This is a genomic window from Pseudoalteromonas sp. T1lg65 (assembly GCF_051930985.1).
Classification (GTDB): domain Bacteria; phylum Pseudomonadota; class Gammaproteobacteria; order Enterobacterales; family Alteromonadaceae; genus Pseudoalteromonas.
Genome location: NZ_CP196837.1, coordinates 3429300 through 3452502 on the forward strand (window position 1 = coordinate 3429300; position 23203 = coordinate 3452502).

The 23203-nt window shown below is 43.8% G+C and carries 21 protein-coding genes; 3 read left to right on the top strand and 18 right to left on the bottom strand.

Annotated elements, in window-relative coordinates; genetic code table 11:
* Position 1 precedes the first annotated feature (1 nt).
* From murG to ACSLBF_RS15335, 14 genes are all read right to left on the bottom strand, one after another.
* On the bottom strand, positions 2–1069 hold the full coding sequence (gene murG, locus ACSLBF_RS15270; RefSeq protein WP_440054217.1) for an undecaprenyldiphospho-muramoylpentapeptide beta-N-acetylglucosaminyltransferase: 1068 nt from the start codon (positions 1067–1069) through the stop codon (positions 2–4).
* Positions 1066–2241, bottom strand: a complete 1176-nt coding sequence (gene ftsW, locus ACSLBF_RS15275) for a cell division protein FtsW (RefSeq protein WP_440054218.1) — start codon at positions 2239–2241, stop codon at positions 1066–1068. The genes murG and ftsW overlap by 4 nt, the downstream gene beginning before the upstream one ends.
* Positions 2238–3563, bottom strand: a complete 1326-nt coding sequence (gene murD / locus ACSLBF_RS15280) for a UDP-N-acetylmuramoyl-L-alanine--D-glutamate ligase (protein WP_440054219.1) — start codon at positions 3561–3563, stop codon at positions 2238–2240. Before murD ends, ftsW begins: the two co-directional genes overlap by 4 nt.
* Positions 3563–4645, bottom strand: a complete 1083-nt coding sequence (mraY, locus tag ACSLBF_RS15285; RefSeq protein ID WP_440054220.1) for a phospho-N-acetylmuramoyl-pentapeptide-transferase — start codon at positions 4643–4645, stop codon at positions 3563–3565. The genes murD and mraY overlap by 1 nt, the downstream gene beginning before the upstream one ends.
* On the bottom strand, positions 4639–6030 hold the full coding sequence (locus ACSLBF_RS15290; RefSeq protein ID WP_440054221.1) for a UDP-N-acetylmuramoyl-tripeptide--D-alanyl-D-alanine ligase: 1392 nt from the start codon (positions 6028–6030) through the stop codon (positions 4639–4641). The genes mraY and ACSLBF_RS15290 overlap by 7 nt, the downstream gene beginning before the upstream one ends.
* Positions 6027–7490 (bottom strand): UDP-N-acetylmuramoyl-L-alanyl-D-glutamate--2,6-diaminopimelate ligase, encoded by a 1464-nt coding sequence (locus ACSLBF_RS15295; RefSeq protein WP_440056247.1) that lies wholly within the window; start codon positions 7488–7490, stop codon positions 6027–6029. The genes ACSLBF_RS15290 and ACSLBF_RS15295 overlap by 4 nt, the downstream gene beginning before the upstream one ends.
* Positions 7483–9297, bottom strand: coding sequence for a penicillin-binding transpeptidase domain-containing protein (locus ACSLBF_RS15300; RefSeq protein WP_440054222.1), 1815 nt, complete (start codon positions 9295–9297; stop codon positions 7483–7485). The genes ACSLBF_RS15295 and ACSLBF_RS15300 overlap by 8 nt, the downstream gene beginning before the upstream one ends.
* Positions 9294–9617: a cell division protein FtsL gene (gene ftsL / locus ACSLBF_RS15305; protein WP_440054223.1), complete on the bottom strand. Its 324-nt coding sequence runs from the start codon at positions 9615–9617 to the stop codon at positions 9294–9296. Before ftsL ends, ACSLBF_RS15300 begins: the two co-directional genes overlap by 4 nt.
* Entirely contained in the window at positions 9617–10549 is a 933-nt protein-coding gene (gene rsmH, locus ACSLBF_RS15310) for a 16S rRNA (cytosine(1402)-N(4))-methyltransferase RsmH (RefSeq protein WP_440054224.1), read from the bottom strand. Before rsmH ends, ftsL begins: the two co-directional genes overlap by 1 nt.
* A 16-nt stretch (positions 10550–10565) precedes the next feature.
* Positions 10566–11024, bottom strand: coding sequence for a division/cell wall cluster transcriptional repressor MraZ (mraZ, locus tag ACSLBF_RS15315; protein ID WP_440054225.1), 459 nt, complete (start codon positions 11022–11024; stop codon positions 10566–10568).
* Between the two features lie 486 nt (positions 11025–11510).
* Positions 11511–13193 carry an alkaline phosphatase gene (locus ACSLBF_RS15320; protein ID WP_440054226.1) on the bottom strand — a complete coding sequence of 561 codons (1683 nt, stop codon included), beginning with the start codon at positions 13191–13193 and terminating at the stop codon, positions 11511–11513.
* 109 nt (positions 13194–13302) lie between these two features.
* Positions 13303–14511, bottom strand: a complete 1209-nt coding sequence (locus ACSLBF_RS15325) for a cation:proton antiporter (RefSeq protein WP_440054227.1) — start codon at positions 14509–14511, stop codon at positions 13303–13305.
* Between the two features lie 112 nt (positions 14512–14623).
* Positions 14624–15637, bottom strand: a complete 1014-nt coding sequence (gene galE, locus ACSLBF_RS15330; protein WP_440054228.1) for a UDP-glucose 4-epimerase GalE — start codon at positions 15635–15637, stop codon at positions 14624–14626.
* 69 nt (positions 15638–15706) lie between these two features.
* Complete coding sequence (locus ACSLBF_RS15335) at positions 15707–16588, bottom strand: hypothetical protein (RefSeq protein WP_440054229.1); 882 nt, start codon at positions 16586–16588, stop codon at positions 15707–15709.
* 213 nt (positions 16589–16801) lie between these two features.
* Between ACSLBF_RS15335 and ACSLBF_RS15340 the strand changes: the two genes are divergently transcribed.
* From ACSLBF_RS15340 to yjjG, 3 genes are all read left to right on the top strand, one after another.
* Positions 16802–17686: a phosphoribulokinase gene (locus tag ACSLBF_RS15340; protein ID WP_440054230.1), complete on the top strand. Its 885-nt coding sequence runs from the start codon at positions 16802–16804 to the stop codon at positions 17684–17686.
* Between the two features lie 80 nt (positions 17687–17766).
* Positions 17767–18315 carry an inosine/xanthosine triphosphatase gene (gene yjjX, locus ACSLBF_RS15345; RefSeq protein WP_440054231.1) on the top strand — a complete coding sequence of 183 codons (549 nt, stop codon included), beginning with the start codon at positions 17767–17769 and terminating at the stop codon, positions 18313–18315.
* Positions 18305–19000: a pyrimidine 5'-nucleotidase gene (yjjG, locus tag ACSLBF_RS15350; protein ID WP_440054232.1), complete on the top strand. Its 696-nt coding sequence runs from the start codon at positions 18305–18307 to the stop codon at positions 18998–19000. The genes yjjX and yjjG overlap by 11 nt, the downstream gene beginning before the upstream one ends.
* Before the next feature lie 72 nt (positions 19001–19072).
* Here yjjG and ACSLBF_RS15355 read toward each other — a convergent pair whose 3' ends face one another.
* The 4 genes from ACSLBF_RS15355 to rnr form a co-directional block, all read right to left on the bottom strand.
* Entirely contained in the window at positions 19073–19297 is a 225-nt protein-coding gene (locus tag ACSLBF_RS15355) for a hypothetical protein (protein WP_440054233.1), read from the bottom strand.
* Between the two features lie 53 nt (positions 19298–19350).
* The gene (locus ACSLBF_RS15360; RefSeq protein WP_440054234.1) at positions 19351–19587 is read right to left on the bottom strand and encodes a hypothetical protein; all 237 of its coding nucleotides are present in this window, start codon (positions 19585–19587) and stop codon (positions 19351–19353) included.
* A gap of 336 nt (positions 19588–19923) precedes the next feature.
* Positions 19924–20667 (bottom strand): 23S rRNA (guanosine(2251)-2'-O)-methyltransferase RlmB, encoded by a 744-nt coding sequence (gene rlmB / locus ACSLBF_RS15365; RefSeq protein ID WP_440054235.1) that lies wholly within the window; start codon positions 20665–20667, stop codon positions 19924–19926.
* Positions 20668–20684: 17 nt separating this feature from the next.
* Positions 20685–23141, bottom strand: a complete 2457-nt coding sequence (rnr, locus tag ACSLBF_RS15370; RefSeq protein WP_440054236.1) for a ribonuclease R — start codon at positions 23139–23141, stop codon at positions 20685–20687.
* Between the last annotated feature and the right edge of the window lie 62 nt (positions 23142–23203).

The window sequence follows — 23203 nt, forward strand, 5'->3', positions numbered from 1 at the left end:
CCTACTTGGTTAATTCTGTACAAATATCTGCAACTGCTTTAGTTGCGTTTAGCTTGCCACAACGCTTTGCGTTTTCGGCCATTTCCATCACTGTTTTTGGCACTGCAATCAGTGGTGACAACAGTTGCGCCAATTTCTGTGCTGTCAGGTCTTGCTGTTGGATCAATAGCGCTGCGTTAGCATCGACCAATACCTTGGCATTGGCCGTTTGGTGATCATCCACTGCATGAGGAAAAGGTACAAAAATTGCCGCTTTCCCCGCTGCCGCCAGTTCACTTACCGTCAAAGCACCAGCCCGACAGATTACAATGTCTGCCCAAGCGTACGCTGTATCCATATCATGGATAAACTCTATGATTTCAGCATCGACCCCTGCCTGTTGATAATCTAAAGCAACTTGCTGACGATTGTTTTTTCCTGATTGATGCTTTACAGATATGCTGTTTGACTGATTTTCCTGCTGTAGTAACCGAACTGCTGCCGGTACAATCTCATTAAGCGCTTTGGCTCCCAGCGAACCACCAACCACAAGCACATTCAGTGGCACAGAAACGGCTTTACTCTGTATCACAGAAACACTTTCTCTTACTGGGTTGCCAACAATTTCCGCACGCTGCTCTGGAAATGCCCCCGGAAAGCCCGCAAGCACTCGGTTTGCTACTTTGGCAAGTAATTTGTTACTTAATCCAGCCACCGCATTTTGTTCGTGGATCACCAAAGGGATCCCTAATATTCTTGCTGCAATTCCAACAGGACCCGTAACATACCCGCCCATCGCTAACACCACATCAGGACGTCTATTTTTAAGCACTTTAATGGCACTTACAATCGCTGACAACACCATAAATGGTGCTTTTAACAACCTTGTTATTCCGTTGCCTCGTACTCCTTTGACATTAATAAAATCTATTTCAATGCCATGGCGAGGCACGACCTCGGCTTCCATTCTATCTGCGGTTCCAACCCAACTGACCTGCCACGCTTGGGCCTGTAAAAACTGCGCAACCGCAATGCCTGGAAAAATGTGTCCACCAGTACCACCTGCAACTACAAGCAAACGCTTACTCATCGTCTACCTCCACGGGAAGTTGCCTGCCTAGTTGACATTTTTGTTTCAAAATCAATTCGCTGTAATATACCTGCGGCAATAGTCATAACCCATAAACTTGATCCACCATAAGACACAAACGGTAAAGTGAGACCTTTGGTTGGTAAAATGCCGGCACTGGCCCCAATGTTAACAACCGCCTGGAAAGCAAACCAGATACCAATACCTAATGCAAAATAACCTTCATATTCTTTGCTCGCTTTTAATGCACGCTGACCTATCAATAGAGCACGAGAAACTAAACAACCGAGCAATAAAATTATGCTGAATACGCCAACAAAGCCGAGTTCCTCTGCAATTACCGCAAAAATAAAGTCGTTATGTGCTTCGGGCAAATACTGTAATTTTTGAATACTATTACCCAAGCCTTGTCCAAACCAACCACCTTGTCCGTAGGCCATTAAAGACTGTACTAATTGATACCCTTTACCAAATGGGTCTTCCCAAGGTTCAAGAAAACCAACAACCCTAGCCATTCGGTAAGGCTCTACAATAATAAGCAGCACAACCAATGAAACGCCTGTCAGCATTAACGCAAAAAACTGCCACAGTTTAGCGCCAGCTAAAAACAACAAACCGACTGTTGTTACAAACATCACCACCACGGTGCCTAAATCTGGTTGCATCAATATTAAAAATGCATACACTGCAAAGACCATTATCGGTTTCGCGAAGCCTTTGATGTTTTCTTGAACTTCATCACGCTTACGCACTAAATAACCCGCAATGTAGCTAAAAAAGTAAAGCTTCGAAGCTTCCGCAACTTGCAAACCAAATGGACCTAATGGGATCCAGCGTTTAGCACCATTGACTTCACGTCCAATGAATAACACGACAACCAATAATACCAGCCCAAAAAGTAGTAAATATGGATTGCTTCGTTTCCACCAGCTCATAGGAACACTTGTGGCAAACCAGAATAGAATAAAAGAACCAACCAAAAAAATCGTATGTCGAATAGTAAAATGATACGGGTTATCAAACAGTCGCTCAGCTACGGGCATAGAAGCACTGGTTACCATCACAAAACCTACACCGATCAGCATTAGCATGGCATACATCAAGGGTACATCGAACAAACTATTCGAAGCTTTTGGCGTCAGTGTTTCTTTTAGCTGAGCAAGGGCTATCACAATAAATCCTCAACTAAACGGATAAATTCGTCACCTCGCGCCATGTAGTTTGGATACATATCCAAACTTGCACAGGCCGGTGCTAACAGCACAATATCTCCAACGGTAGAAATACTTGTTGCCGCTTTTACAGCAGCTGATAAGTCACTTACTACATGACTATTACGGTGCAAAGGCAAAAACTTTTCACCGTCTTTACCAAAACAGAACAATGCCTTACAGTGTTGTTGAATAGGCTGCTTTAACGAGGAAATATCAGCTCCTTTAGCATCACCACCTACCAGTAGAATGATGTTACGCTGCTCTACTGCACACAAAGATTCGATAGCCGCGACAGTCGCTCCGACATTGGTCGCTTTTGAATCATTGAAATAACGTACACCATTTACATCAGCCACTAACTGACAACGATGTGGTAATCCTGCAAAGGCCCCGAACGCTTTCGTAAATGCTGCGATAGGTAACTTGAATGGTGCAAGCAGCGCCAATACCGCTAGTGCATTAAATTGATTGTGCTTACCTGGTAAAATCAGGTCTTTTACAGGCAGTAGTGCTTGATTGTGATGCGCAAAAAACATGTCACCGTCTTTCTCACAAACGTGATAATCCCCGCCAGTTAAAGCCACACTCACACCGGATTTCGCTTTGGCGAATGTTTTCACATCTTCACCATTAAACACAATATTTTGCACGTTGCAGTATATCCGGTGCTTTGCTTCACAATAAGCCGCAAAGTCTGGATAACGATCCATGTGATCTTCAGTGATATTCAAGATCATTGCAGACGTACACTGTAGGCTTGACGTTGTCTCAAGTTGAAAACTTGAAAGCTCTAGAACATACACATCGTATTCTGACTCAAGTAAGCTCAACACCGAAGTACCTATGTTCCCTCCAAGGCCTACCCGCATTCCAGCAGCTTGCAGCACCTCTGCTGTTAGTGTCACGACCGTCGATTTACCATTAGAACCAGTCACTGCAACCACGGGTTTATCATTGAGGCGAGCAAACAACTCAATATCTCCAATCACCTCAACACCTTGAGAAATTGCCTGAGCAACCGAGGCATCAAACAATGGGATCCCAGGACTGATAATGATCATATCGGTATGCGCAAGAGCAGCATCAGCAAGACTACCAAACACCGCTTCACAATCTGGAGCATTGTGATTTAGCCAATCAGCACCAGGTGGTACAGGGCGACTATCTACAATCTTTGGCGTGATTCCATGAGAAAGTAAAAACCGCACAATACCTTGGCCTGTAATGCCAAGACCCAATACCGTGATATGTTTGCCTCTGAGTGTTTCTAAGTACTTCATTATCTAATCTTCAGCGTTGCTAAGCCGGCCAGCACCAAAATAATTGAGATGATCCAAAAACGCACAATCACTCGAGGTTCTGGCCACCCTTTAAGCTCGTAATGGTGATGAATTGGTGCCATACGGAAAATACGTTGGCCCCGAAGTTTGTAGGAGCCAACTTGTAAAATTACGGAAAGGGCTTCCATTACAAATACACCTCCCATGATCACCAACACTAATTCTTGACGAACTAAGATCGCAATAATGCCAAGTGCCCCGCCTAATGCCAGCGAACCTACATCACCCATAAATACTTGTGCGGGATACGTGTTAAACCATAAGAAACCGAGCCCAGCGCCTACGATTGCAGTACAAACCACCACCAACTCACTGGTTAGTGGCAAATGTGGAAGGTGCAAATAGCTAGAAAAGTTTGCATTGCCAGTTACGTAGGCAATAATAGCAAGCGCAGAAGCCACCAAAATCGTTGGCACAATTGCGAGTCCATCCAAACCATCTGTTAAATTAACCGCATTGGATGTTCCAACTAAAACAAAGTAGCTCATTACCAAATAGAACATCCCTAATTGTGGTAGTACATCTTTGAAAAAAGGCACAATCAAGGTCGTTTCTGCCGCATTCGTTGACGTGAAATATAAAAATGCAGCGGTAGCTATTGCTATTACGGATTGCCAAAAGTACTTCCATTTCGCAATCAGACCTTTGGAGTCCTTGCGGATCACCTTACGGTAATCATCGACAAAACCAACAATCCCCAAACTTCCAATCACAAACAAGGTGACCCACACATATTTGTTGCTGAGATCTCCCCAAAGTAAGCTGCTGATAAAAATAGCACCAAGAATGAGAATGCCTCCCATCGTAGGTGTACCCGACTTTGCAAGGTGCGATTCTGGACCATCATCACGAACCGTCTGGCCAATTTGCATTCTCTGCAGGCCAGAGATAAGTTTTGGGCCGAAGTATAATGAGATCATCAAAGCCGTTAATATGCCCAAAATGGCACGTAAAGTCAGATATGAAAAAACATGAAATCCGCTGTAGTACTGGGTTAAATATTCAGCTAGCCAAACTAACATGACTGTTCTCCTATCGCGCTATCCGAACGGCCAGCGTTTACTAATTCTTCAACTAATAGTTCCATTCGAGCACTGCGCGATCCTTTAACCAATACTGTGCATTGGCCTGTTTGTTTTGCTAATACAGCTTGTAATTCCGAGAGTAAGCTTTCTCGGGTTGAAAAGTGTCGCTTTGGTTTGTCGTACACATCACTGGCACTGCTGCTGAGCACGCCCAATGAAAACAATTCATCAATACCTTTGTATTTTGCGTACTCACCTACTTCTTGGTGATAGGCTCTCGCCTCTTCGCCAAGCTCTCCCATATCTCCGAGCGCAAGGATCTTATATCCAGCCATGTTTGCAAGTAGATCAATGCCAGCCTTCACCGATTTCACATTGGCATTGTAGGTGTCATCAACGATCCGTAGTTGCTCTGTCACTTCAATCATATTGACGCGACCTTTGACTTCTGTCATTGCCTCAAGGCCATTTGCAACCTCTTGTAAGGTCGCACCAACTTGCGTTGTTAATGCAGCAGCAATAAGCGCATTCATTACATTGTGTTCACCGCTTAACGGCAAGCTGACACAAACTGCATCATTAGTGGTGATCAGCTTAAAGCTGGGACGAGCTAACTCATCAAGCCGTACATCTTCGATCCAGATATCCAGCTTTTGTGTCATAGAATACTGTTTCGTATTGGCAACATCTAACGATTCAAGCCACATGTTAGCGTAATCACAATCACGGTTTATCAACGCAGTGCCATTCTTTTTAAGACCAGAATAAATTTCGCCTTTAGCCTGCCCAACGCCATCGATTGAGCCAAAACCTTCAATATGCGCAGGGGCAACATTGCAAACCGTTGCAACGTCAGGACAAACTAAACTCGTGGTATAGGCAATTTCACCTATATGATTAGCCCCAAGCTCGATAACGGCATACTCATCAGTTTCACTAAGGCGGAGTAATGTTAAAGGCACACCTATGTCATTATTAAAATTGCCATTGGTCGCTAACACGTTGCCTTTTTGCTTTAAAATCGCAGCACACATCTCTTTGACAGTGGTTTTTCCAACACTACCCGTAATCGCGATGGTCTTCGGTGAGACTTGCTCCATGATAGTTTTACCTATCAGCCCTAAGGCCAGGCGAGTGTCTTCAACAACAAACTGGGGAATATCAACATCACATTGAGTATCCACAATCGCCGCTATCGCGCCTTTATCTTTGGCTGCTTGCAAAAACTCGTGACCATTAAAATTTGGTCCTCGCAACGCAAGGAAAACCTCATTTGGCTGGATTGTTCTAGTATCCGTATTGATATTGTTTACAGCCAAATTATCCCCACTAAAAGGGGTCTTTAGTACTGACGCAAGCCAAGAAAAGTCTATCTTGATCATGCTCTTTCTCCCCTTAAAACCTGTTCAACGCATTGTCTATCACAAAAGGCGATGCGCTCATTTCCAATAATTTGATAATCTTCGTGTCCCTTGCCGGCAATTAAGATAACACTTTGAGGATCAGCCTCTTCAATTGCCTGCCGAATTGCGCTCCCTCGGTCTGGCTGGCACACAGCATACTCAGGATGGATGAGTCCAGCCTTAACATCGGCAATGATTTTTAACGGATCTTCTGTTCTTGGATTGTCGCTAGTAATGATGATTTTATCTGCATATTGTTCTGCAGCCTGCGCCATTTCTGGACGCTTTCCAACATCTCGATCACCACCGCAACCAAAGACACATACAAGCTTTCCAGGTACATGTGCTCGAAGCGCCTGCAGCGCAAGCGCTAAGGCATCTGGTGTATGAGCATAATCTACAATACAGGTCGGTTTTTGTGGTTCTGAAAACGCCTGCATTCGACCCGGCACTGGTTTTAATTGAGATGCACTTTTGGCAAGGAGCTGTAGCTCAAAGTCTTCTATTAGGAGTGAGGCGAACGCACCAGCAAGGTTATAGAGATTAAACACACCGTATAAAGGCACATCAATCTTTACCTTTCCCCAGCTGGTGTTAAACACGGCTCGTGTACCCAGCGGATAAGGCTCAACAGAAGAGATAAAAACAAACTTTTCGAAGTTATGTGATGCTGGCTGTTTTCCGTATACCACCAAAGAGGCGTTATTAAATTCCGCAGCCCATTGAGCACCGATTGGATCGTCCACATTGATTACTCGATAGTTGGGCTGGCAGTGACTAAAAAGCATCTTCTTAGCTTCTGCATAAGCGCTCATATCACCGTGATAATCTAAATGATCTCGCGTTAAGTTAGTGAACACGGCGACATCAAAATGACAATGCGCAACTCGACCTTGTACCAAACCATGAGAAGACACTTCCATTGCAACATAGTTAAAGTCATCGCTGAGATGATCTAAGATGCGTTGCAAATCGACATTAGATGGTGTTGTATTGACAAGTGGCGTTAACGCCTGAGGTTTACCATATCCCAATGTACCAATTACTGCCCCGTTCTGGCCGCAAAGCGTGACCAAATCTGCAATCATCGCAGTAGTGGTAGACTTACCATTGGTTCCTGTGACACCAATAAGTTTCAAACGCTCACTGGGCTGTTGATAAAACTGACTGGCTATGTGCGCAATTTTATTCGTTAACCCATCGATAAAAATTGCTTTCTCTGGAGCTATATTCAGCGTACTGCCAGTCTCAGCCAGTACATAGCTGGCACCAGCTGCAATCGCTTTTTCGGCAAATTGGGTTCCATCCAGCTGATGCCCTTTAATTGCGATAAAGCAATCCCCCTCGACAACTTCTCGACTATCAATTCTAAGGTCATTGACGAGTAATGGGGTCGCTAAGACTCCATATTGATTGAGAACGAGGCTTAAATCACGCATCATCATCACCACTTGAAAGATAAGCGACACGCTCTTTATCAGGTGCAACATTTAATATACGCAGCGCATTAGACATAATTTCAGCAAAAGCTGGGCCTGAAGTCTCCCCTCCGTAATAAACGTCACCACCCGGTTCATTTACCATCACGACCACCGCAAGACGAGGATTGCTAACCGGTGCAATGCCCGCAAAATAGCCAACATATTCATCACCATAGCCACCTGCAACGGCTTTTTTAGAGGTACCCGTTTTTCCTGCGGCTCGGTAACCATCCACCGTTATGCTGTGTGCCGTACCACCGCGTTCAAAAACCGATTCCATCATTTCAACAACCGCCTTGACGTCGTGTTCTTGAAAAACTCGTTCGCCTTCTTGTGGTTCTTGTTGTTTCATAATGGTTAGCGGACGAAGTATTCCTCCAGCTCCAAGCATCGCGTACATTCGCGCAACTTGGGCTGTACTTACTGATACCGCATAACCATAAGCTAATGTGGCAATCTCAAAGTCAGACCAGCGACGATTTGGATAGAATAACCCTGGACTCTCACCGATCATCATTGAACCTGTGGTATCACCAAAACCGACTTTTTGATAAAGACCAACAAAATATTCTTTTGGCAGCATCTGAGAAATTTTTGACACACCCATGTTACTTGAACGTTTAATGACTTCTCGAAGGGACATTTCACCGTTATTTCTGGGATCTTTTACTAAGCCACCACTTAACCGCATCCACCCTGGATAGGTATTGATCGTGTCTGATGTTTGGATTGCGCCGTAATCAAGACCTGCCAAAATAGCCAGTGGTTTTACGGTTGAACCAGGTTCAAATAAATCCGTCATGGCACGATTTCTGCGTTTGTAAGGCGCAGCCGTACTTAAGTCATTGGGATTGAAGCTGGGACTATTAACCAGTGCAAGGATCTCTCCAGAGTGCACATCGACGACCATAGCGGAGCCAGACGTTGCCTTATAACTCAGCACCGCTGACTTTAAGGCACGATAAGCAATGGCTTGAATTCTCAGATCAATACTTAGATGAACATCTTCAGGTTCTACCCGCTGTTCTTCCGACAGCACCTGTACTTCACGTCCTTGGGCATCTTTACGAATAGTGCGCTTACCAGCGGTTCCCGTCAGCGCCTTATCGTACATCGCTTCAATGCCTTCAATACCTTGTCCATCGATATTGGTGACACCGATTAGGTGCGCTGTCACTTCACCACTGGGATAGAAGCGTTTCGATTCATCCAGCAAATGTACTCCAGGAAGTCTCATCTGCTTGATATATTTGGCAACAACTGACGTAACTTGACGCTTTAAATAGACAAATCGACGGCTTGGGTCATCCCTTAGCCGTCCATTGATTTTTCTGGTCTCAATCTGCAACACATCTGCGAGTTCTCGCCACCTCGGCTCTTGCTCGTAGAGTATTTGTTTTCGCTTGTCTAATTCGGCACTGTTATTGGCTAATGCCAGGTGATCTTCACCCTGCTTTTTAGCTTGTTTAAGCACTTTACTTCTAAGGGCTTTATCTACGGCCAGTGGATCGGCATATACGCTGACAACAGGAACACTGACCGCGAGTTCTTTGCCATTACGGTCAAAAATCATGCCGCGCTGAACGTTAAGCGTTTCAACTCGCACGGTTCGCTTGTTGTTTTCTTGAATCGCTTTGTCTGGTTCAATAACTTGTAAAAAGGCGGCTCGCGCAACCAGTGTCATAAAAACCAATACCATCACGACGCAGACTAAAGCAAAACGCCAAGTGATCATGGTTTGTGTTTTTGGCTTGCCGTTAGTCATGGGAGTACAATGACCTGCTCATCTTTACTGGTGGGACGTTTCATTTTCAGCTGCATTTTGGCAATTTCTTCAATACGTGCGTGTTGAGAATAAAACTCCTCCTCGACCACTAGATATCGCCATTGCAGATCTAATTCATCACGCTGTTGTAGCAACTCGTCTTGTAAAATGAGCTGTTGCCGAGTGGAATGAGTCACTTGCACCACCGATAATGAAGAAAAAAGGATGATCAACAGTAACAACGCCGTCAGTTTGTTGTTCAGTAGCACTCGAACAATTTCGAAAAATAAATTGGGCTGGCGTTGCACTTTGGCATTCATTACAGCTTCTCCGCCACTCGCAACACTGAGCTTCGCGACCTCGGGTTAAGTGCGATTTCTTGCTCACTTGGTTTAATAGCTTTACCCACTGCCTTTAGGGTGAGATTTTGTTTAAGTTGTTCATCCGTTAAAGGCAGACCTCTGGGTAAAGCTTCTCCCTTACTCTGCTTTTTAATAAACTGTTTAACAATTCTATCTTCTAAAGAATGGAAAGAAATAACCACCAAGCGTCCACCAGGTTTTAGCACGTCAATGGAAGCTTGTAAGGCCGTTTGGATCTCTTCTAATTCACTGTTAATATAAATTCGGATCGCTTGGAAAGTACGTGTCGCGGGATGCTTGTGTTTGTCTTTTACGGGTACCGCTTCATCAACTAACGTCGCAAGCTGTGCAGTCGTTAAAATTGGGGTGTGTTCCCGAACTTCAACAATTTTACGTGCAATACGCGTTGCAAACTTTTCTTCGCCGTATTTCTTGATCACAAAGATCATGTCTTCGAGTTCAGCCTCAGCCAGCCATTGCGCTGCACTCCGTCCAGCCTCTGGATTCATGCGCATATCTAAGGGACCGTCTTTCATAAAACTAAAACCACGGTCCGCGTCATCCAACTGTGGTGAGGAAACGCCAATATCCAATAGAATGCCATCTACTTGGCCTAATATTTCCGCTTGCTCAGCAACTTCTTTCAAGTTGGAGAAACGGCTATGAGCAATGGCAAAGCGCGGGTCATCGGCAAAGCGCTGTGCGGCAGCTATCGCCTGCGGGTCCTGATCAATGGCCTGCAATTTCCCAGACGTTAGTCTTTTGAGGATTTCACCTGAATGGCCCCCACGACCAAATGTGCCATCGATATAGATACCATCTGGTTTGATTGCTAAGGCATCAAGTGTCTCGGTCATTAAAACCGAAATATGCTTAAACTCTTCGCTCATTATCTTATTTGCCCCGTTACAAAGAGAAATTCTCTAATTCAGGACTTTCCTCAAAATTGCCTGTATGTTCAATTTCGGTATCTTGTTGCATTTGCTGATACCAGCGCGCTTCATCCCAAATTTCAAATTTGTTCAAAAGACCAATCAACATCACTTTTTTATCCAAATTTGCGTGTGCTCTGAGAGCAGGTGCGAGTAAAATTCGGCCATTTTTGTCTAGTTGATATTCTGTAGCATGACCCAGCAACATACGTTGCCAACGTCGTACTCTGGGATTGGTATTGGAGAGCCGACTTAAACGAGACTCAATATCTCGCCATTCGGAGAGTGGATAAAGCCACAGACAAGGCTCGTTAATAGCAATAGTACAAATCACTGTTCCCTGTTCTTCAGACAGCAGCGGTTGGCGGTACTTAGTGGGTACCGCAAAACGCCCTTTGTCGTCCAAAGCTAGCGAACTTGCACCTCTAAACATCTGCGATCCTATCTACCAACCCCATTATTGGGTTACTGATCCAGTTAGATCCACTAAAACCCACTTTTTACCACAGTAGTACAGTCTAGGGCTTGACAAGCACTTTTGTCAAGCATAGTCGAACGCATTCACGCCTTTGAAAGCCAGAAAAAACGCGGGATTTACGGAAGATCCTGAATTTGGTGGAAAAAAGTGGGAAAGATAAAATTGATTAAAATTACGGAAGAAATATGACGTTTATTTCGCACGACAGGGATGAAAAATTTTAATCATTTGCGTTCTCCCAACCTACTAATAAGGTTTATGTTTACGCTTAAAAATCCATACATTTTCGCTATATTAATAGCTCAAAAGTGTTTAAAAAGCGTTCAAATATTTTGGTGGTAAAACGGTGAGTGACGCTATTATTCTTATTTTAAGGATTGTGGATATTGAACGTAAAAAAGCCACGACCTAGCGTGGCTTTTATTGAAAAATAAACCCAGCTTAATTGTCTAAATCAAGTGCCGTGATCATCTTAGTCGCAATATCAACATGATGCTGCATTGTTGAGAATTGCTTAGTAACCCCTTCTGGGCCAAATGCATATACCGGTACAGGTGCAGCTGTATGAGTACCAGTTCCCCAAACCACATTTTGTTGTGAAGCTAGAGCGCGAGCAATTTTACCTGTGTAATCATCTTTGCCATATACATAGAAATCAGAAAAATCTTCAAATGCTGGAATTTCAGTTGCAGCACTATCGTCATAAATACTCTGACTAATTTTACCCGCTTGTGCTTCTGTTACTGTGTAAGAGGTCAACTCATCAATTGCTTTCTTCCAATCCGCTCCGTCAACAGCATGGTAGTGTTTTTTCTCAACATTTTTAGACGCTGTAGACATTACATCGAAGAAAGTACCCGTTTGGTTATAAAGCTTGTCTAAGTGATTAAGAGAACCAAAGTTGAACTTAGGCTTGTACAATACCGCTTCATTATTGACGTACATACCATCACCAGATAACGCTTCTCCTTGTGAAGGACGCTCGTGCTTTGAATAACTAAAGCCAAAACTACCTGTTTCATGGTCAGCGGTTACCACAACTAGTGTGTCGTTACGATCTTTTACCCACTCGTGCACTGCTTCTACTGCTTCATCAAACTTAAGCAATTCATTTAGCATCCAACCAGCGTCATTAGCGTGACCTGCCCAGTCAATTTGGCCACCTTCAATCATCAAGAAGAAGCCATCTTCGTCTTTAGACAAAATATCTAACGCTTTCACAGTCATTTCTTTTAATGTGGGCTGAGTACAAGTACCTGCTTTCTCACAGTTCTTCTGAGCGATTGCATCATTCATACCTGAACTTGCGAATAGACCAAGCACCTTGTCACCTTCAAGCGCACTTAGTTGCGTGTTATCAAACGCTAAGGCATAGCCATGCGTTTCTTTCGCTTCAACGATTAGGTTTTTGTTGTCGCCACGTTTTGAGCTGCCGAATGAACTTTCAGGCATACCTAGTGCTGCTAGCTTCTCTCTAGCTGCTGTATCATCAGCGATATCCTTAGGAACAAATACACGTGCACCACCAGAAAGCATCACATCAACATTACCACTACTGATCAGCTCTTCTGCGATTTCAGCTTCGTATGAACGATGCGGAAGGTGCGCAGCAAACGCCGCTGGTGTTGCGTGGGTAATACGCGTATCAGAAACTAGACCTGTCGCTTTACCAGCAGCTTTTGCTTTCTCAAGGATAGTTTCAATTTTATTACCATCTACGTCTAGACCAATCATTTCAGAACCAGCTGCGATACCCGTTGCAAGCTGAGTAGCAGAACAAGCGGAATCAACCACCAAACTGCCTGATGCACCATGAGGCGCGTTTAGAGAAAGACCAAGGTGACCTTGATTTGCTAGCTTAGACAGTGCTGTTTGAGAACCTTTTGATTTGTAGGTCGAATTTGGTGCACGCTGCGCATACTCTTCGAGTAAACCGACTTGCTGTGGACCCATGCCATCCCCAATCATAAGAATTACATTTTTCACTTTTGTGATCTGTTCGACTTCAACTGGGACTTCTTTGATAACTTCAACTTCTTTTATCACTTCAACAGTCTTGTCGTTGTCATTACACGCTGACAGTAAAATTGCTGAAACAGCAATAGATAGCAATTTCTTATTCATGAGATTGTTCCTAAATTGTAATATATATTCAAAATCGGGCCCCATAATAGGAGCTAAAGATGAATAATTCATTTCAGGAACATGACAGATTTAATTCAACATCATGTCGCTAACTGTCTTTAACATGAGAGAAAAGTCGAGAAATTGGTCGACTAGAGAAACCAAAAACAAAAATACTTAACAGCACGGTAGCCACTGCTATTTGTGTCATTAACCGCCCTTCGGCCATTACTTCACTCAATAAAAGTAAAATAAGCACCACAGAAGCTAGCCCTTTAGGGCCAAACCAAGAGAGTGTAAACCTTTCTTTTACCGTCAATTTTTTATCAAAGAGTAAAATAAAAACGGGGATGAGTCGAAAGCAAGTAGTAGCCAACAGCGCATACAACCATACACTCCAAGATGTGCCTGAAGAAAACACCGTAATTGTCGCGACACCAAACACCACCCAAATCAAATAGGCAGAAAATTCAGCTAAATGCTCCCCTTCTTCAATAAGCTGATCTTTAAATGGATCTTGGTAATACTTGTCAAAAATAAGACCACTAATAAACGCAGCTACAAAACCACTACCATGTAATACCTGTGTCACAGAAAATACCAATATTGCAATTCCAACAAATAAATACGGGCTACTTTTTAGTGCAAATAAGTGATGCTCATAGGCTTTTTTAAGCACACCAATTACCGTAAATGTCAGCACCACCGAGAGTAGCAATGCCACACCTATCTCGGTAATAAACACTTTTATAAGAGAGCCTGTGGTTGCATCCAAGCGGTGACTTACGGCGCCTAAGAAAAATAAAAACACGGGAACACACAATCCATCGTTTAATCCACTTTCAACATTGATGGCTTCACGCAATCGAGAAGGTACTTGTTTATCACGAATAAAAGTCTTACATAAAGTCGCATCCGTCGGCGTGATCACAGCAGCAATTAAAAAGCACGATAACCAACTTAGCTCAAACATAAAGTGAGCACTCACTGCAGCTAGTAGCAAAGTAAACGGTAGTCCCAACAACAGCACAACCGGCAAAGAAAAACTATGTGCCAACACTCTTAGGCGCGTTTTGGCTGCATCGGAAAAAAGGTAAATAGCTAACACTAATTCAATGACGGGCAGTAAATTTTGTAAGTTACTCAAGGTCAACATAGCACCATCACCATTAGCCATTTTTGGAAACAGCAAACCAATGATAGCCCCAGTGACCACAAACCACATAGGCGCAGTTAACTCAGCGCGGTCAAGTTGTCTGGCACTGATGGAGTAGATAAAAATGGATAACCCTGTAAAAGCCAAAAATGTATAAATCACTGACTGTCCTTATGCCACACACTTAACTGATGATATAACCAAGTATTCAAGCATCTGCCCTAAAAAGCAAAAAAGCCTCGTATTGAGGCTTTTTTAAATATTTTTCTGAAGCTTACCGGTAGCCGTTGGGGTTATTCCTTTGCCAACGCCATGTATCTACCATCATTTCATCAATGCCACGTTGGGCTTGCCAACCTAACTCCTTCATGGCTTTTTCTGGTGCAGCATAGCAGGCTGCAATATCGCCGCTGCGTCGCGGCTTGATTTGGTATGGAATAGTAACGGACGACGCTTTTTCAAACGCACGGATCATTTCTAAAACCGAATAACCATTTCCGGTCCCTAGATTATAAATATGGGTACCATTTTGTGCATTCAGCTTATCCAAGGCTTTTAAGTGACCCAATGCTAAATCCACAACATGAATGTAATCTCTCACACCCGTTCCATCTATAGTCTGGTAATCGTCACCAAACACGCCTAAGCTTTCCAGCTTACCGACTGCGACCTGAGAAATATATGGGAGTAGGTTATTTGGAATACCGTTGGGATCTTCGCCGATTTTCCCTGATTCATGGGCTCCGACTGGATTGAAGTAGCGTAAAATCGCAAAGCCCCAGCGCGGATCAGATTTTGCCACATCTTGCAACAGCATCTCTACCATCAACTTAGAAGTACCATAAGGGTTGGTGGTTCCCCCCACCGGAAAATCTTCCCGTATTGGTAAGCTGCTTGGATCACCGTAAACCGTTGCTGATGAACTAAAAACCAATTTAAATACACCAGCATCACGCATCGCATCAAGCAAAGTTAACGTACCTTGTACATTGTTTTGATAATATTCGATCGGTTTGACTACTGACTCGCCGACAGCCTTGAGACCCGCAAAGTGGATCACTTCGCTGATGTTGTGCTGTTGAAATACAGAGTCAAGAAATGGCTTATCAAGAATATCACCTTGATGAAAGTGTACTTGTTTACCAGTAATTTCAGCGACGCGCTGCAAGGATATTTGTTGTGAATTACTGAGGTTATCTACCACGACCACCTGATGCCCTTGATTAAGTAATTCAACAACTGTATGAGACCCGATATATCCAGCGCCGCCGGTCACTAAGACTGCCATGAGTTCCCTTATTTTATCTTTCTGAAATTATCTCTATTTTACGCATTACTTATGGCAATGAACAGATGCTCAGTCTTTCACTTGGCAAACAAATGCCATGGAGTCGCCTTGTACGCTCAAACGGGTGATTTTGGTCTGGCAGTAACTTTTCAAATTGCGAAACAGGTGCACTTGTTTTGGTGAGTCAATTTCACGGTAATACACGCGATTGTCTAATGCATACAGCACCTTAGAATCATCTAACCACACGTAGTCCTGAACCCCTTCAGGTAGTGCAAAATGTCGCTGGATCAGGTCCTTTTTAGGGTCATAAGTCGCAAACCACGTTTTGTCACTGACTTTATAAGTGAACGAGTATGCAGAAAGGCTCGGATTAAATGCCAATGTTCTACCAATATCCTCAGCGATCACTTGCGGTAAATGGCCAGATAGTTTTGTATATTGGAGCGTGTGCGGTGAGTACTCATTAGCGCCAAGAATAAACATAATGATATCATTAGCTTGACCCCAAGCGTGATAACCTACCGGCGCAATATGATCAAATACACGCTGTCGTGGCTGAGACTTATCAAACGGATAAAACCATAGTTTTTGTGCTCCATCGGCTTCCACTACAATCAACGACAAACCTTTGCCACTTGGGTGCAATGTCGGAGAATACTCAGAAGTGTCGCTTTCAGTTAAATTAATCGCCTGCTGAGTCTGATAATCATAAAAGAAAATATCGGTTTGACTTTGTGCCTGTTGTTTAACTTCCTGAGTAAAGTACACCCCTTTTTCAGTGACCAACGGCTGATTATAATAAGCATCATCTGGTGTTAACGAACGAGCAGTGAACTCGTCCTGCCAATTTGCAAGCCAAATTTGACTTTTTGGCATCGCAGCCTGCGCTGTGTTGACAATAATTCCAAGCGATACAAAGCAAAACAACGAACGAGCAAGTGCTATCATGTTTTTTCCCTTTTTCTTTTATGATACCAAGCGTAGCAACTTGTGAGTAGCCTAAAAAAGTCCCATTTTTTGACTTTGTTCCTCATCTCTGTGTCGTTATCTTGACTCATAAAAAGCTCTTAATGATGCCATGCGCTTGCCAAATAATTTTCCTCAAGTAACATCGAAGTACCTTCATAGAAGAAATATAACCAGTTATTGAGGCTAACCTATATGTCACAAAAGCATCCGATCATTGCGATTACAGGTAGTTCCGGTGCTGGCACCACTACTACAACCGGTGCCATCAAACACATTTTTCGTAGCCTCAACGCTAAGGCGGCTTTTGTCGAAGGTGATAGTTTTCATCGCTATACGCGTCCTGAAATGGATAAGCTCAAACGTGAAGCACTACAAGAAGGCAAACACATAAGCTATTTTGGTCAAGAAGCCAATGACTTTGGTGCACTAGAGTCTTTATTTTCAGAGTATGGAAATACCGGTGCAGGAAAGATTAGACGCTATTTGCATACTTTTGATGACGCAGTGCCATACAACCAGTTACCCGGAACCTTTACTCCCTACCAAGAGCTTGAAGAAAACACCGAAGTGCTTTTTTATGAAGGGTTACACGGTGGTGTCGTCACACCAGAGCACAACGTCGCACAACACGTTGATTTGCTAATAGGCATGGTGCCGATCATAAACCTTGAGTGGATCCAAAAGTTGATCCGAGACACCAACGAGCGCGGTCACTCTCATGAAGCCGTTATGACTTCAATTGTGCGCTCTATGGATGATTATATTAATCATATAACGCCACAGTTCTCGCGCACCCATATTAACTTTCAACGCGTCCCCACCGTCGACACTTCGAATCCATTTAGTGCCAAAGACATTCCATCGCTGGATGAAAGTTTTGTGGTGATCCGCTTTCGCGGTATTGAAGACGTCGATTTCCCATACTATTTGCAGATGATTGACGGCAGCTTTATGTCACGCATGAATACTTTGGTTGTTCCTGGTGGCAAAATGGCACTGGCAATGGAATTAGTACTCACTCCACTGATCAAAGAGCTACTACAGAAAAAGCGAGGATTAGAAGAGTCACTACTCTAATCTGAACAACGTACTCACTTGCAACCCGTTTCGCTGCTCATTACACTGTCACCTTTTAGATGACAGTGGAAGTATACTGTATGAACAAGCTACGCATTCTGGTTGGCTCCAAAAACCCTGTAAAAATCAATGCTGCTAAGGAAATATTTACGCGTTACTTTCCTGATTCAGAAATTCAATGTGAAGGCGTAGATGCGCCGAGTTTAGTACCAGCGCAACCGCTTGGGGAAACTGAAACCCGTCTAGGTGCACAAAACCGTGTAACCTACTTACAACAACAGTTTGACGCTGATTATTACTGTGCAATGGAAGGCGGAGCAGCTCACTTTGAATATGGTGCCGCCACGTTTGCCTACGTTGTTATCGCCAATGCTCACAGAACCAGTGTTGGCCGCAGCTGCAACCTACCGTTGCCAGTTCAAGTTTATCAACAACTTGAACAAGGCAAAGAGCTAGGTCATGTGATGGATGAGCTATTTAACACCAACAACATTAAGCAACAAGGTGGCGCCATAGGCTTATTAACTAATCATCTCGCGACCCGCGAAAGTAGCTACACCCAAGCCTTGTTGCTGGCAATGGCCCCTTTTAATTATCCTGAGTTGTACAAGGTTAACGATGAACTATAGCCACATTTTATTTGACGCTGACGAAACCCTGTTTAGTTTTGACGCACAAAAAGGACTACAAAAACTGTTTGCTCACTACGGCGTAACATTTAGTGATGCCGATTATACTGAGTACCAGGCAATAAACGCGCCTCTTTGGCCTGCTTACCAAAGTGGCGAAATAGACGCTAAAACATTGCAAGTGACACGCTTTAAACTGTGGGCTGAACGCCTGAATGTTTCAGCAGAAACCCTCAATACCGGCTTCTTACACGCGATGGCGGAAGTTTGCCAGCCTCTTCCTGGTGCCCGAGCGTTGCTCGATGCACTACAACCTTATTGCACATTGGCTATCATCACCAACGGCTTTACAGAGCTGCAACAACGTCGCTTAGAATATACTGGTTTAGTTGATCGCTTTCAGGAAGTGGTAATATCTGAGCAATTAGGAACCGCAAAGCCGGATCCCGCGATTTTTGCCCATACACTTAAGTTGCTTGGTAACCCAGATAAATCAAAAGTGTTGATGGTAGGCGATACCGCATCGAGCGATATTTTAGGTGCCAATAACTTTGGTATCGACAGCTGTTGGCTCAAACATCCGGGTCAAGCCTGCCCAGCCCATATCAAGCCAACTTATACCATAAAACATTTAAGCGAATTGCAAGCAATTATCTTGAGTGAACCCCAGCATTCGGTTGTTTGATCGCGCATATTTCGCTTCTCGGATATAAATAGACCTTCTCTTTGCGGTGAAGGTCTATTTGTATCCAAGCAATCATTTTTCCCAATGTGGTACTCCTTGATCTAACTTGTATTTTGCAATCATTTGCATCAGTTCATCAACCTGCTCAGAAGGAAGTTCCCAGTGATATCCTTTGCTGTCATGAGGGTCAATCTCCCCATCAACATCTTTTAGGCAGACAATACCAAATGATTCTTCCTCTGTGGGGTCTTGATACACTCTTAAGTTATCAAAAGAGGCGAAGTGAATTATCTTCATTCTTGAGGTAAATAAATATTTAATTTTTAGGTTGGTATTTTCAACATCTAAAATTAGCTTTGTAGTGATACTGGAAAAAAAGGAATGGTCAAAAATAATAAAGCGATAAGCATTAAGCCACTAAAGGCAAGCATAAGTTTAGGATCACTCAAAAGCCTCTCTTCATTACTCCATCCCGAAACTTGCTCATTAAATAAAACCCCTGCCCCTGCTAACATCAATAAAGAACAAAAGAATAATATATCGCTACAATTTTTTCTGATGCTGAATTTAAATAATAATGACTTCATTATATTGATGCCCCAATATCTCTTCATATTGGGGCCTCCGTTACTATTGTGATTGCTTTACGATGTGAATTAACTGATTCTCAACTGTAGCACTAAAGCGTAGAGGTGGTGTAGAGAGTTGAATACTAACTGCAAGTCACTCATTGAGACGTTTTCATTTGCTTCTAGCCAGACTTTCAACTGACCATAGTAAAAATTTGATAGGACATCGTACATAACACTAAAAATAAGCGACAACCGAGAAATTAGAAGTGGACGAGATATAAGAAAGTCGTTACTTCCTAACAATTAAATCTAGTAGGAAGCAACGTTTATATATTGATTAATACTATCGACTTAACCCACAGTACTGCGCTGTCTCAATACCTCAAATAAGCAGATCCCTGTCGCGACAGAGACATTCAAGCTAGAAACAGTACCAACCATTGGGATTTTGACTAACGCATCACAGTGTTCACGGGTTAAGCGTCGCATACCGTCGCCTTCGGCGCCCATCACCACCGCCATTGGACCAGTCAGATTTGCTTCAAATAATGTGGTGTCGGTTTCACCCGCGGTGCCTACTACCCAAACACCAGCTTCTTTGATTTCACGTAACGTTCGGGCGAGGTTAGTAACTTGGATAAGAGGTACGGTTTCAGCCGCACCACAAGCTACTTTTCTGGCTGTGCCATTTAACTTTGCGGATTTATCTTTTGGTACAATCACACCATGCACACCTGCCGCATCAGCGCTACGTAAACAAGCACCCAGATTGTGCGGGTCTGTCACGCCATCAAGTACCAAGAAAAACGGTGTGGTTTCTCTGGCAATAATTTCATCTAAATCTTTTTCACTGTATGCGCGAGCCGCCTTCACATTGGCAATGATCCCTTGGTGCTGTTCACCATTGGCTTTGTTGTCTAAGGCTTTGCGCTGCATAAATTGTACTGAGATGCCAAACTTTCTTGCTTCGTTGACAACTTCAGTTAAACGCTTGTCATCACGACCTTTTAGGGCGTAGATCTCTAAAAAACGCTCTGGCGCGTTTTGTAATATGGCTTCCACGGAATGAAAGCCAAAAATTAACTCATTGCTCACTTTGTAAAGCTCCCGCTTTATGACTTTTTCTGTTTTCTTGCGTTCTTACCTGGACGTTTTGCTTTGGTTTTTTTGCCGCTTTTTACCTTTTTAGCAACCGTCTTTTTCTTACCTTTACTGGCAGGTCCATGCCTGCCTGTTTTTGCGCTAGGTTTACCATCTTTTTTAGGTTTACGAACCGAACTTCCTTCAGACTCGCGGTCTTTTTCTGAAGGGATTTTTCCGGCCCTTAATTGCTCTCTAACACTGCCGCTTTCACCGCGTTTTGCAGCTTGTCTGCGACGCGCATAGCGATCTGGTGTCACTTCACCGGCCAACGCGAGATTGATACGGCGCTCATCTAAACTGACCGAGGCAACGGCGACGCTTAGTTCATCACCTAGGCGGAAAACATTGCGACTATGCTCACCAATCAAGCATTGTTTAGCACCGTCGTAATGATAATACTCTTGGCCAAGATTACTAATATGGATCATGCCGTCTATTTGCAAGTCTTCTAGTCTGACAAACAAGCCAAAGTTGGTTACCGAAGAGATAACGCCTTTAAACTCATCGCCAACATGATCTTGCATAAATTCACATTTCAGCCAATCTGCTACTTCACGAGTGGCATCATCAGCACGGCGCTCAGTCATTGAGCACTGTTCACCTAAACGATCAACTTCATCCATATCATAACTATATTCACCACTTACCTGCTGACCTTGGCGAGCCAAAATCGCTTTTATGGCGCGGTGTACCACTAAATCAGGATAACGGCGGATCGGCGAAGTAAAGTGGGCATAGGCATTTAACGCCAGACCATAGTGGCCAATATTGTCCGGTTGATATACCGCTTGTTTCATTGATCTAAGCAACATCGTTTGGATCAGGTCTAGCTCAGGTCGCTCACCTAACGCATTCAGCGCTTGGGTCAATTCTACCGGTGTTGGATTGTTAGGTAATCGGCTCTCGATTCCGATATCCTGCAAAAACTGTCGAAAATGACTGAGCTTTTCTGGGTCCGGTTCATCATGCACACGATATAACGCCGGAGCTTCGTGCTTTTCTAGCAACCTTGCCGCTGCCACATTTGCCAAGATCATACATTCTTCAATCAGCTTATGGGCGTCATTTCGTATTAACGGCACGATAGACTCTATTTTTCTATGGGCATTAAATACAAAACGGGTTTCTGTGGTTTCAAACTCAATGGCACCACGCTCTCTGCGTGCTGACTTCAAAGCCATATACATTTGCTGTAAATCGGTTAGATGTGGCAACAAATGCTGATATTCTTTACACAGCTTTTCGTCCCCCTGCAGCATTGCATGCACTTTGGTATACGTCAGACGAGCATGGGAATTCATCACCGCTTGGTAAAAACGGTAGCCAGATAAATTGCCGGCGTCGGACACCGTCATTTCGGCAACCATACACAAACGATCTACGTTTGGATTCAGTGAGCAGAGCCCATTTGACAGCACCTTTGGCAACATGGGGATCACTTGCTCTGGAAAATATACCGAGTTTCCGCGCTCAATCGCCTCTTTATCTAATGCTGACCCCTTAGGGACATAGTGCGATACATCCGCAATGGCTACCCATAAACGCCAGCCACCAGACTTTTTGCGTTCACAGTACACCGCATCATCGAAGTCTCGTGCGTCTTCTCCATCAATGGTTACTAACGGCAAATCGCGAAGATCAATACGCCCTTGTTTGGCTGACTCCTCAACTTCTTCGCCAAGATGACTAACTTGCTTTTCAACCGCTTCAGGCCAAACATGGGGAATTTCATGGTTGCGCAATGCTACTTCGATTTCCATACCCGGGGCCATATGCTCGCCAAGCACTTCAAGCACTCTTCCCACCGCATTCATCTGTTTGGATGGGCTTTGTGTGATCTCGATTTGCACCATCTGGTTATGACGAGCACCGTTTTCTTGGCCCGGCAAGATAATGATGTCTTGGGTAATTCTAGGATCTTCAGGCACTACAACAGACATGCCATGCTCAACAAAAAATCGGCCTACGATTGGTGGACGTTCACTTTCCAAGACTTTAACAATGCGCGCTTCAACTTTACCACCTGAGCCTCTGCTGGCTGCCTTTGCAAGCACCCAATCGCCATGTAGGGCTTTATCCATCTGGTGTTTAGCGATAAACCAATCTTTGGCTTCGCCTTCAACTTCCAAAAAGCCGAATCCATCACGATGCCCGATAACTCGACCTTTAACTAGGCCATCGTCGGTTGGGATCACGTAACATTTGAATTTGTTGAAGTGTAACTGCCCATCGCGTTCCATTGCGCGCAGACGACGTTTGAAAGCGATTTGTCGCTCTTCTTCAAAAACGTTTAATGCGCTGCAAAGTTGACTGAAGGACGTTGATTTCGCGGCATTTTTTATATGTTGTAAAATGAATTCACGACTAGGCACTGGATTGTCGTATTTTTGTTGCTCTCTATCGAGATAAGGATCCTGTTTTGACATCACTTTCTTATCAAATAAGTTATGTTGTTATTTTAACCCAAAACAGAGCGATGACCTAGGGA

Bases quoted from the DNA above. Each gene is read 5' to 3' on its own strand.
- ACSLBF_RS15290 (WP_440054221.1), bottom strand. From the start codon at position 6,030: ATGATCAAGATAGACTTTTCTTGGCTTGCGTCAGTACTAAAGACCCCT.
- yjjX (WP_440054231.1), top strand. From the start codon at position 17,767: ATGAACAAGCTACGCATTCTGGTTGGCTCCAAAAACCCTGTAAAAATC.
- murG (WP_440054217.1), bottom strand. From the start codon at position 1,069: ATGAGTAAGCGTTTGCTTGTAGTTGCAGGTGGTACTGGTGGACACATT.
- ACSLBF_RS15320 (WP_440054226.1), bottom strand. From the start codon at position 13,193: ATGAATAAGAAATTGCTATCTATTGCTGTTTCAGCAATTTTACTGTCA.
- rnr (WP_440054236.1), bottom strand. From the start codon at position 23,141: ATGTCAAAACAGGATCCTTATCTCGATAGAGAGCAACAAAAATACGAC.
- ftsL (WP_440054223.1), bottom strand. From the start codon at position 9,617: ATGAATGCCAAAGTGCAACGCCAGCCCAATTTATTTTTCGAAATTGTT.
- ACSLBF_RS15335 (WP_440054229.1), bottom strand. From the start codon at position 16,588: ATGATAGCACTTGCTCGTTCGTTGTTTTGCTTTGTATCGCTTGGAATT.
- ACSLBF_RS15355 (WP_440054233.1), bottom strand. From the start codon at position 19,297: ATGAAGATAATTCACTTCGCCTCTTTTGATAACTTAAGAGTGTATCAA.
- yjjG (WP_440054232.1), top strand. From the start codon at position 18,305: ATGAACTATAGCCACATTTTATTTGACGCTGACGAAACCCTGTTTAGT.
- ACSLBF_RS15295 (WP_440056247.1), bottom strand. From the start codon at position 7,490: ATGCGTGATTTAAGCCTCGTTCTCAATCAATATGGAGTCTTAGCGACC.
- ACSLBF_RS15300 (WP_440054222.1), bottom strand. From the start codon at position 9,297: ATGACTAACGGCAAGCCAAAAACACAAACCATGATCACTTGGCGTTTT.
- rsmH (WP_440054224.1), bottom strand. From the start codon at position 10,549: ATGAGCGAAGAGTTTAAGCATATTTCGGTTTTAATGACCGAGACACTT.
- ACSLBF_RS15360 (WP_440054234.1), bottom strand. From the start codon at position 19,587: ATGAAGTCATTATTATTTAAATTCAGCATCAGAAAAAATTGTAGCGAT.
- ACSLBF_RS15340 (WP_440054230.1), top strand. From the start codon at position 16,802: ATGTCACAAAAGCATCCGATCATTGCGATTACAGGTAGTTCCGGTGCT.
- mraZ (WP_440054225.1), bottom strand. From the start codon at position 11,024: ATGTTTAGAGGTGCAAGTTCGCTAGCTTTGGACGACAAAGGGCGTTTT.
- murD (WP_440054219.1), bottom strand. From the start codon at position 3,563: ATGAAGTACTTAGAAACACTCAGAGGCAAACATATCACGGTATTGGGT.
- mraY (WP_440054220.1), bottom strand. From the start codon at position 4,645: ATGTTAGTTTGGCTAGCTGAATATTTAACCCAGTACTACAGCGGATTT.
- galE (WP_440054228.1), bottom strand. From the start codon at position 15,637: ATGGCAGTCTTAGTGACCGGCGGCGCTGGATATATCGGGTCTCATACA.